This is a genomic window from Halomonas sp. 3A7M, assembly GCF_014897875.1.
Classification (GTDB): Bacteria; Pseudomonadota; Gammaproteobacteria; order Pseudomonadales; family Halomonadaceae; genus Vreelandella.
Window position 1 is genome coordinate 1 of the sequence record NZ_JABUZD010000134.1, and the last position, 10822, is coordinate 10822.

Sequence of the window (10822 nt, forward strand, 5' to 3'; positions counted from 1 at the left end):
TCTTTCAGGTGTCCGGGGTTGCCGGCTTCGCCGGGCAAACAAAACGGGGGTAGCGCAAGCGCCACCCCCTAAAGAAGTAAAATTGAATGAGTGAACGCTTAGAAGTTGGGTTTACGCTTCTCAACGAAAGCGCCCATGCCCTCTTTCTGCTCTTCGCCGGCAAAACAGAGCGCAAACAGGCTGGTTTCCAGCGCCAAAGCGCTATCAAGGTCTTGATCTAACCCATCGTGAACGGCTTGCTTCGCGCCGCGTACTGACAGCGGGCCGTTGCCTTTAAGTTGCTTGGTGAGCTCTTCTACATAGCTTTCAAGCTCAGCTTGGGGCATGACTCGGTTGACTAGCCCAATGCGCAGCGCCTCCTGAGCATCGATTTTGCGGCCAGTAGTTACTAGATCAATCGCCATCGCGGGGCCAACACGGCGCGGCAAACGCTGGGTGCCACCAAAGCCAGGAATCACACCTAGCAACACTTCTGGCTGGCCAAAGACAGCGTTGTCGCTAGCTACCGCCCAGTCGCAGGCCAACGCCAATTCGCAGCCGCCGCCAAGGCAAAACCCGTTCACTAGCGCGACCACCGGCACGGGCAACGTTTCTAAGCGCTTAATAGTACGCAGTGCCTGGGTAGCAAAAGCACGCGCTTCTTCTGGCGTTTTATCGCGCATTTCGGTGATATCAGCACCGGCAACAAACGACTTTTCACCAGCACCGGTAATGATGACAGCGCGTAAACGTGGATGCGTTTCAAGCTCCACAAGATAAGCTTCTAAGGCACTCAGCACATCACTATTCAGTGCATTCAATGCCTTAGGGCGATTAATCGTTAGGCGTACCACACCGTCGTTATCAACTTTTTCAATCACTGCATCGCTCATACAGGCTCCTTAATTGTTATTACGCATTTAAAGTGAACACCTACCAACCCTAGCGAACGCTTGGTTGGTAGGCAATCACTTCTTTTGTCGCGCTTGACTGACCTGATGCGCTTACGCGTGCTCACTCGTATATATGAAATCCGCGACCGCTCTTACGTCCCAGATACCCCGCATCTACCATGCGCTTTAGCAGCGGGCAGGGGCGATATTTAGGATCACCAAAGCCTTCCTGCAACACGTTCATGATCGCCAGACAAACATCAAGGCCAATCAAATCCGCCAGCGCCAACGGCCCCATTGGATGGGCAGCGCCAAGCTTCATCGCTTCATCGATGGCCTCTGGCGTTGCGGTTCCTTCTTGAACAATAAAAGCGGCTTCGTTAATCATCGGCACCAACAAGCGATTAACCGCAAAGCCTGGCGAATCACCAATCGGTACCGCTGTTTTACCCAGCGCCTTTGCCAACGCTTCTATGCGCTCAACGGTGGTGTCAGAGGTCTGCTCGGCACGAATCACTTCCACTAACTTGAGCACCGGCACGGGGTTGAAAAAGTGCATGCCTACTACCCGCTCGGGTCGCTCACACACAGCGGCCAACCGCGTTAGCGAGAGTGACGAAGTGTTAGAGGCAAGAATAGCATCGCTGCTTAAATGACTCAGATCACGAAACAGCTTTTCTTTCAGCGCGGGTTGTTCTGGTGCGGCTTCAATAATAATACCGCAGTCACTCAATGCTTCGAGATCAGTGGTCGTGGAAAGCCGCGCCAGCGCTTCCTGCTTAGCTGGCTCACTCATTTTTTCTTTTGCGACCAGCTTGCCAAGGCCTTTATCAATATTGGCTTGGGCGCGGGTAAGCTGCTCATCGGCAACATCAAAGAGACGAACCGTAAAACCACTGGCAGCGACGACCTGAGCGATCCCCTGCCCCATGGTGCCTGCTCCCACTACACCGATTGGTTGTTCACTCATCGTTCTGTATCCCCTGAATCATTTCTGTTTCGCTTCTTCGCGCAAAACAAATTTTTGAATTTTGCCCGTTGACGTTTTTGGCAGTTCGCTAAAAATGATGGTCTTCGGTACTTTGAAGTTCGCTAAGTGCTCTCGACAATGAGCAATAATGTCGGCTTCGGTAATTTCACCATAACCGATTTTTAATTTAACAAACGCGCATGGAGTCTCGCCCCACTTTTCATCGGGCTTGGCCACAACGGCGGCTTCCTCTACCGCTGGGTGGCTATAAATGGCATCTTCTACTTCGATAGTGGAGATATTCTCACCGCCAGAAATGATAATGTCTTTAGAGCGGTCTTTAATTTCGATGTAGCCATCCGCGTGCCAAACTGCGAGATCGCCGGTGTGATACCACCCTCCTTCTAAGGCTTTCTCAGTGGCTTCGGCATTCTTCAGATAGCCCTTCATTACGTTGTTGCCGCGCATCAAAATTTCACCGATGGTTTCACCATCTTTCGCGACGGGCTCAAGGGTCAACGGATCGGCGACGCAAAGCGCTTCAAGCATGTGGTAACGCACCCCTTGGCGCGCCTTGATTTTGGCACGGGCTTCCAACGGCAACTCATTCCACGATTCACGCCAAGCGCACACCGTCACCGGGCCATAAACCTCGGTTAACCCATACACATGGGTCACTTCAATACCGAGTTTCTCTACACCAGCAATCACTGATGCAGGCGGCGCGGCACCGGCAGTGGTCACTTTAACGGGATGATCAAATTCACGCTTCTGATCAGCAGGCAGGTTGACAAGGCCGTTCAGTATAATCGGCGCACCGCTGAAGTGCGTGACCTTCTCATCCACAATCAGGTCGTTGATCCGCTTTGGATCAACTTTGCGCAGGCACACGCTAACACCGGCGTTGGCGGCAATTGTCCAGGGGAAACACCAGCCGTTACAGTGGAACATCGGCAGGGTCCAGAGGTAGACCGGATGATGCGGCATGGCCCACTCTAAGATATTGCTGACCGCGTTTAGGTAGGCGCCACGGTGATGGTAAACCACCCCTTTGGGCTTGCCCGTGGTGCCCGAGGTGTAGTTCAGTGAAATCGCTTGCCACTCATTTTCAGGCAGTTTGTAGACATAGTCAGCATCACCTTCAGCGAGCAATGCTTCGTACTCAACCTCACCGATGCCTTGAGTTTCGCCTAAAAACTCTAGATCGAAAACGTCAATAATCAGCGGTTTATCGTCTAATAAGGCAACGGCTTCGTTGATGACCTGTGCAAATTCAGGGTCAACAAGAACGGCTTTCGCTTCACCATGGGCCAGCATGTAGCTGATTGCTTCGGCATCCAGGCGAATATTCAAGGTATTGAGCACGCAGCCAGCTAGAGGCACCCCAAAATGGGCTTCAAACATCGCCGGAATGTTAGGCAACATCGCCGCTACCGTTTGGCCGGGCTGAAGGCCGCGTTTTTCAAGCGCCGACGCCAATTGGCGACAGCGGGTCCAGGTTTCTGCCCAGGTGCGGCGTGTTGTGCCATGCACCACCGCCGGGTAATCGGGATACACCGCCGCCGAACGCTCAATAAACGTCAACGGAGAGAGCGGTACATGATTAGCAACGGTGGGCGGCATGCCCTGCTCAAAAATGGATGCGTTCATAAATCACCTTTTATGTTGATCGTTTTGGTGTTGGTCATCTTTATCGTTAGCGCTGATCTTGCTCTTCCGCGTCTTGGGTAGCCGAAGGCTCACGCCCGAACATATTTGTTTTTTGCACTAACACGTACAGTACGACTCCGGCGGCTAACCCCCACCCTGCACCATATACCGCCAGAACGACGGCCATCGTGCCTGCAACGCCACGCTCAGCAGTGGTTTTAGTCTGTTCAATACCCACCATTAAGCAAATATAGCCAGTCAGCAGCAGTGTAAGCGAGAGCGCAATGGGCAACACCGGCTGAAACATGCTGACCAATGGCAGGGTGAACAGCGCAATAAAGCCGGTAATCCAGAAAGTGCCACCGCCGCTATAAATCGATTCCATCGCATGGCGGCCATTTTTATAACGCTCGGCCATGGTGGCCGTAACGGCCGTCCAGATCGGGCCCGCCAAACCAGGATAGGGAGCAAAGAAAGCGTGCATGCCGTTACGAATAGCGGTGACGTGGTGGATGCGATCCGTGCTGTAGTCGATTTTTTCATCGCTACGAATATGGTCAACACGGGACATCAACGTCCGCCCGACGACAATATCGCCGAACGCGATGACGTAGGCGATCACCGCGGTGGGTATGGCCAGCATAAAGACATCAGCGCCAGGAAAGCCGACCGTAAAGGGTAGGTAGTTCCACATCTCGGTGAAGTTCGGCTGGGTAATCCCCCACTCAATAGTAGGGCGCGGGTACTCACCAATCGCCCAAGCCACCAGGATCGCAATAATCATGCCTGGCACCATGCCGTAGTTGGCAATTTTGCGCATGATCGCGTGTTCTTCTACCCAGCGCTTAAAGGCCACTGAAAAAAGCATAAATATGGCAATTAACATACCAGCGATCAGTGACACCGGGGTCTCAGCTAAGCGCCCGCCCTGCTGTATTTCACCAGTAATAGCCGCAATACCGGCACCAATAATAATGCCTGCCTGGAGGGAGTTAGGCACCAAGTGAACCAGCTTACGGCCCAGCCCAGTGACGCCTAAAATTAAGAAAATCAGAAAGACCAAGAATTGAAGTGCAAACAGCGCCTGAATAGCCTCTGGGCCTGACTCAAAATCTCCTAGGAAGGCTAACACCACCGGCACCGCAGGCGTAATCCAACCAGGCACCATTGGCACGCCTAACAGCGCAGGGAGCATAAAGCCGACGCCGCACACCACCACATAAGCCAAGGCAACATCATAAGGTAAACCAAGGTACTGCTCTAAAAGTGGAATCATCGCCAGACTAACCACAAACATGATGAGTCCTTGAATCATCTCCGCCATTTCCCAGCGATAATGGACAAAGGGGAGCCGCACTTTAAACGGCCCTAAGGGCCAATATGGCTGCTCTTCGCCGTGCTGGCGGTGCTTAAGTTGCATGAAGTACTCCTTGGTTTGAGTCATTAATGTTGTTGTGAACCGGGAAAAAGAGTCAGCGCAACAATACGCACAGGCGCACTGGCGCGGTTAAGCACAACGATACGTTTTAAAACGACCGTTTCATTGCGTCTTAACGTAAGCCGCCGACCCAATGGGCCGGCGGAAATAAGTGGTTAAAGCACTTAAGCTTGTCGGTGGTTTATGGTGTTAATTCGAAATCACTCAGGCACTGCATACCCGCTTCGATAACCGCGCGTTGCGCGCGGCCAGCAGGCAGCCACTGGGTGATAACAAAGTTGGCGCTGGACAACTTGACGCGATAAAACGGCTCATCGCTGCCTTTTTGCAGCGCTCTGGTCGCGTGAAGTGCGGCGTTGCCCATTTGCCAAGCACATAGCACATGGCCAGCTAGGTTGAGCAACGGCGTTGCATAAGCCTGCACTGCATCTGGGCCAGTTTGCGGGTCACTGCCTTGCTCAAGCACAAGCTGCATGGCGGCACGCAGATCATCGGCACCGACCGCCAGCGCACTGCCCATAACTGCAAGGTTAGGCTCTGAGCGCATTGTCTCAGCGGTTTTTTGCACTTCATCAATTAACGCAGATAGCGCGGCTCCACCATCACGCTGTAACTTACGCCCCGCCAAATCGAGGGCCTGGATGCCATTCGTGCCTTCATAAATAGGCGCGATGCGTGCATCCCGAAGCAGCTGGGCGGCACCCGTTTCTTCCACATAACCCATGCCGCCATGTACCTGAATACCCATTGAGGCGATATCCACGGCTTGGTCGGTCGAAAAGCTTTTGACGATAGGGATCAGCACATCGGCGCACGCCTGAGCAGCTTGGCGCTCGCTGTCGCTTTCACTGTGTCGGGCAAGGTCAAGCTGGCCAGCGCAGTAAAGCGCCAGAGCACGAAGGGCATCGGTGCGGGCGCGCATTGAGAGCAGCATCCGGCGCACATCTAAGTGGTCGCTGATCGAGCATTCGTTACCACCACGAGATTTAGGCGCTCTCCCCTGAGTGCGATCCAAGGCGTAAGCAAACGCATGCTGGCAGGCACGCTCAGCCACCCCGATACCTTGAATACCCACTTTGTGGCGCGCTTCGTTCATCATGGTGAACATGTGGTTAAGACCACGTCCCTCTTCACCCACCAGATACCCAATAGCGCCGTCGTTTTCGCCAAAGCTTAAGGTGCAGGTAGGCGAACCATGAATGCCCAGCTTATGCTCGATAGAGGCACAGGTGACGTCGTTGCGCTCGCCCAACGAGCCGTCTGCGTTAACCAGGAACTTCGGCACTAGGAACAGCGAAATGCCTTTGTTGCCTTCGGGCGCATCGGGTTTTCGCGCCAGCACAAGGTGAATGATATTTTCGGCGGCGTCGTGTTCGCCCCAGGTGATATAGATTTTTTGGCCGCTAATGCGGTAATGGTCGCCTTCAGGGATGGCTTTGGTACGTACTTTAGACAGGTCGGAGCCTGCCTGAGGCTCCGTCAGGTTCATGGTACCTGTCCAGGTACCTTCAACGAGCTTGGGGAGATAGGTCGTTTTTAGCGTTTCACTACCATGATGCGCCAGCGCTTCGATCGCGCCTGCCGTCAACATAGGGCAAAGACCCAAGGCCATATTGGCACCGTGAAGCATTTCTTGAACAGCGCTGGCGACCACCTCAGGTAAGTTTTGTCCGCCTAACGCTTCCGAAACACCAATGCCGTTCCAGCCGCCTTCTACATACGCCTGATAGGCCGCTGCGAAACCCTCTGAGGTGGTGACACTGCCATCGGTGTGGCGCTTAGCACCTTGTCGATCACCGACACTATTTAGCGGCCCCCACACATCGCCTGCAAGCTTTGCTGCCTCTTCCAGCACCGCCTCGACCAAGTCGGGCGTGGCTTCTTCGAAGCCAGGCAGTGCAAGCGAGCGGTGCGCGAGTAGCTCTTCGAGTACAAAACGTAAATCGCGTACCGGCGCGGCATAATAATTCATGGCGAAACCTCAGAGAAAATCGGTGATAAATAGCAATTAGTAAAAACACTATCACGAATAGTAGTTTCACTACTTTCATCACACCATTAGCCCAAGGTCTCACCTGCTGAATTAACGTCAGTCCGCTAGCTGCGTTTTTGGCTACGTTTCACCCACTCCCAGCACGGGTTATCGACGCGCCTCAGTTTCCACATCATCGTAATAAACAATATGAGTTTGATCTTCTGAGGGTGGGCCAACGATGGGTTCGACAGCATCCACGTCAGGCACAACATCAGAAAGGTCTTCCAGGTGCTCATGCTCGAGCGCGCCTTGCATCAGTTCCTCAGTAACCACTAGCTCGGCACCTGCTGCGGTCATCGGCGTTGTCGGTGTAAAGGGAGCCACAGGAACTGGCGCAGGCCGCACACTGCGTCGCCAGCTGAAAAATACAACAAAAAACAGGCTCAGCGAGCCAAACGCCCAGAACAACCCAGCATCGCCCATCGCTGTCATTACTGGAGAAATCATTAGCGGGCTGATGGTAGCCCCAATAGAGTTGATCAATAGCAGGCCCTGGCTCATACGTACCAGCGCTCCCGCCGGAGCACGGTCAGCGGCATGGCTAACCGCCACCGGGTAAAGCGCAAAGACACCGCCACCGAGTAAAAACAGCAGCGCCGCCAGTAAAGGGGTCGACATCGGAAGCCATATCATGGCCGCGGAAATCACCACACAGAAAGTGCTGATGGCGATCAATACGAGTTGGCGGTCGTGACGGTCAGACCAGCGTCCAATCGGATACTGAAGCAACATGGCGCCAAGAATCACGACGGCCATCATTTGCCCCACCTGGTTGACGCTCATACCAATGCGTTGCAAATACAATGGCAGCAAGGTGTAGGCGGCAGCCACCACCATGCCAGACCCTAAACTTCCCATTACCCCGGTTGGCGTCATCGTAATCAAGCGGTGCGGCGGTAGCGGCTCAGCGTGCTCCATAATGGGTGACACCCGCGGAATCATGGCCATGGGCAACACCGATAACGATGCCAATAGGCCAATCACCATAAAGGGCGCTGTCACCCCCATGGCACTGGTGACGCCTAATAGCAACTGCCCAATCACGCCCGCGGCATATAGCGAGATCATATACATCGCTAGCAAGCGGCCACGTACTTTTTGCTCGCCTGATGTCAGCAACCAACTCTCAATCACTAAGTAAACGCCCACGGTGGCCCAGCCGCCAATTAAACGCAGCGCAAACCATGCCCAAGGGTCGAAAAACAGCCCTTGCAACAGCACCGTGACAGCGACCAACGAGGCGAAGCTACCGTATGCACGAATGTGCCCTATGCGCAGCAGCAGCCGGTCATTGAATAGCGCGCCAAGTGCTAAGCCAATAAAGTAAGCCGAGGAGACAATACCTATCACCGTTGCCGACTCACCCGCAGCGTCTAGCCGCACGGAGATCAGCGTGGCGAGAAAGCCATTGCCAATCCCAAGAATAAATAGCCCTAATAAGGGCGCTAACGCCATGGCTAGCAGTTGCCGCGACATATCGCTTCTTGCCTCACAGAATAAAAGCCCCCTTCAGGGCTAACACATGGCCGGAGAAAACTCCAACCGCAGAATCGGGCGGCGAATCTACACTCGTTCCGTGGGTTTCACCAGTTTTTTTCGCTACCCATTGCCAGTGTAATCCGCAATAGTGAGAAGCGCATTTGCAACTCACCAGAAAGCAGCCGATATTGAATGCGGTGGCTGCGTCATTAGCCCTCTTGCCCTACATCAACAAATGCTAGAACAAACATTGCCATACTGACGCCTTCCAGGCTGAGACACACGCACTGTATCGACTCATTTGACACGGAGAGGTCTCCTTTCTATTTGCCATGGCCAATCAGATGCCCAATACGTTCGCTCCCTTACCTGCGGTCATTCGCATGAAATATCGGTCCGCCCCTAAGCAACAAGACAAGGTGGCATATTTAGCGATCATGCTGCTAGTCCTGGGCCTGTCTGGCTGCACCTCGCTGGCCCCCCCTCACTCGGTGCCAGCAGCAACATTGCCCGATGTTTACCCAGATGGGGGCATGCCAACAACGGCTGCTGGTGCTGATATTGCTTGGCGCAGCTACTTCACCGACACCAGGCTACAAGCGCTGATCGAACAGGCACTGACCACTAATTATGATTTGCGAAGTGCTTTATTGCGCGTTGAGCAAGCACGTGCAGCCTATGGTATTCAACATGCAGAGTTGCTACCCACACTTGGCGTGCAAGCTGCTGGTGAGCGTTCACGCACACCCTCTGACCTGAGCCCTAGCGGACGTACGCGGATTGGCAATCAGTTCCAGGCGGGCGTCGGCTTTAGCAGCTGGGAACTAGATTTCTGGGGGAGAATACGCAGCCTTAATGAGGCTGCCCTCGAGCAGTACCTAGCCACCGACGAAGCGCGGCGTGCCACCGAAATCAGCCTAATCGCTCAGGTTGCCGACAGCTATTTTCGTCTTCAGGAACTAGATTTGCGCTTGGACCTAGCCCGCCGCACCATCGACAGTCGGCAAGAGTCACTGCGGATATTTACTCGGCGCGTTGAAGTAGGCGCAACTTCACCACTGGAACTCACCCAAGTTGAAATGTTGCTGCAGCAGGCCAAGGCACTAGGTGCTCAGTTGGAGCAAGCCCATGCTCAGCAAGCCAACGCCTTGGCGCTATTAGTTGGTTCACCTATCGAAAAGGTAACAAGTGACGGGGATAAAATAGCGGATGATGTTCTGCCCCCTCTCGCGCCGGGGCTGCCATCGGAGCTAATGACCCGCCGCCCCGACATTCGCGCTGCCGAGCACCTACTGCGTTCTGCTAACGCTAATATTGGCGCTGCGCGGGCGGCTTTCTTCCCACGTATCGCGCTGACAGGTAGTTTGGGCACGGCGAGTGCTGACTTGAACGGCCTGCTAGGAACTGATAGCCAGGCATGGAATTTTTCCCCCACCCTGTCACTGCCCATTTTTGATAGCGGACGCCGAAAAGCCAACCTGACGCTGGCCGAGTTACGCCACGAACAAGCCATAGTCGAATATGAGCAAGTCATCCAGCAAGCCTTCCGTGATGTTGCCGATGCGCTGGCTGCTAACCACTGGCTGGCTGAACAAGTAGAAACTGCCAATGACATGTTAGCAGTACAGCGCGAGCGTGCTCGCTTAGCCATGCTGCGCTATGAAAACGGTGCGGTGCCCTACCTAGAAGTCCTGGATGCACAGCGCGACTTGCTTTCCGCCGAGCAGCAGCGGCTAGCAGTTCGCCGCCAACTGCTGTCAGCCCGAGTGGCCTTATACACGGCTCTCGGCGGCGGATCAGCTGCTGTGACAAGCACTTCCGCTCTTACTCCACCTCATGCTGAATGACATTAGGGCCTAGCAATATGCACTCTTCGCTTAAGAAACTGATCCTTGCCGCTGGGGTAATCCTTATTGCTGCTGGAGGCTACTATTACTGGACTGAATTACGCGACGAAGGCCTGGGGGAAGGCTTTGCTAGCGGTAATGGGCGTATCGAGGCCACTGAAATCGATATCGCTACCAAGCTTCCTGGACGCGTTGACGCAGTCCTGGTCGATGAAGGCGAATTTGTCACCGTTGGTCAACCCCTGGCGCGCATGCAGATCCAGGTACTGGAGGCGCAACGCGATGAGGCAAGAGCCCAGTATCAACAAGCACTCAATGCCGTACTCAGTGCGGAAGCACAGGTTGCTCTGCGGCAAAGCGACCATCTTGCCGCTCAGGCCGTCGTGACTCAGCGTGAAAGTGAACTTGATGCGGCTCAACGCCGCTTGGCTCGCTCGGAAACCTTATCGCGGGAAGGAGCCGCTTCGGCACAAGAACTTGATGATGATCGTGCTCGGGTCAATAGTGCACGAGCAGCCGTTGCCGCCGCTA

At 54.3% G+C, this 10822-nt stretch carries 8 protein-coding genes; 2 read left to right on the plus strand and 6 right to left on the minus strand.

All coding sequences use genetic code 11. The features are described 5' to 3' along the window. Positions 1–98: 98 nt before the first annotated feature. From INT19_RS11895 to INT19_RS11920, 6 genes are all read right to left on the minus strand, one after another. The gene (locus INT19_RS11895) at positions 99–872 is read right to left on the minus strand and encodes an enoyl-CoA hydratase-related protein (protein ID WP_038482272.1); all 774 of its coding nucleotides are present in this window, start codon (positions 870–872) and stop codon (positions 99–101) included. 121 nt (positions 873–993) lie between these two features. Further along, positions 994–1842 (minus strand): 3-hydroxybutyryl-CoA dehydrogenase, encoded by an 849-nt coding sequence (locus INT19_RS11900; RefSeq protein WP_120385545.1) that lies wholly within the window; start codon positions 1840–1842, stop codon positions 994–996. Between the two features lie 18 nt (positions 1843–1860). Then, on the minus strand, positions 1861–3492 hold the full coding sequence (locus INT19_RS11905; protein ID WP_193060892.1) for an acyl-CoA synthetase: 1632 nt from the start codon (positions 3490–3492) through the stop codon (positions 1861–1863). Positions 3493–3538: 46 nt separating this feature from the next. Further along, positions 3539–4912 carry a solute carrier family 23 protein gene (locus INT19_RS11910; protein ID WP_193060893.1) on the minus strand — a complete coding sequence of 458 codons (1374 nt, stop codon included), beginning with the start codon at positions 4910–4912 and terminating at the stop codon, positions 3539–3541. A 199-nt stretch (positions 4913–5111) separates the two neighbouring features. Then, positions 5112–6902 carry an acyl-CoA dehydrogenase gene (locus INT19_RS11915; RefSeq protein WP_193060894.1) on the minus strand — a complete coding sequence of 597 codons (1791 nt, stop codon included), beginning with the start codon at positions 6900–6902 and terminating at the stop codon, positions 5112–5114. Between the two features lie 168 nt (positions 6903–7070). Further along, positions 7071–8441, minus strand: coding sequence for an MFS transporter (locus INT19_RS11920; RefSeq protein WP_193060895.1), 1371 nt, complete (start codon positions 8439–8441; stop codon positions 7071–7073). A gap of 347 nt (positions 8442–8788) precedes the next feature. Here INT19_RS11920 and INT19_RS11925 point away from each other — a divergent pair, with 347 nt between their 5' ends. Together INT19_RS11925 and INT19_RS11930 are read left to right on the plus strand one after the other, a co-directional pair. After that, entirely contained in the window at positions 8789–10291 is a 1503-nt protein-coding gene (locus INT19_RS11925; protein ID WP_193060896.1) for an efflux transporter outer membrane subunit, read from the plus strand. A gap of 17 nt (positions 10292–10308) precedes the next feature. Further along, positions 10309–10822, plus strand: a 514-nt coding sequence (locus INT19_RS11930; RefSeq protein ID WP_193060897.1) for an HlyD family secretion protein, incomplete at its 3' end; no start/stop codon positions are given.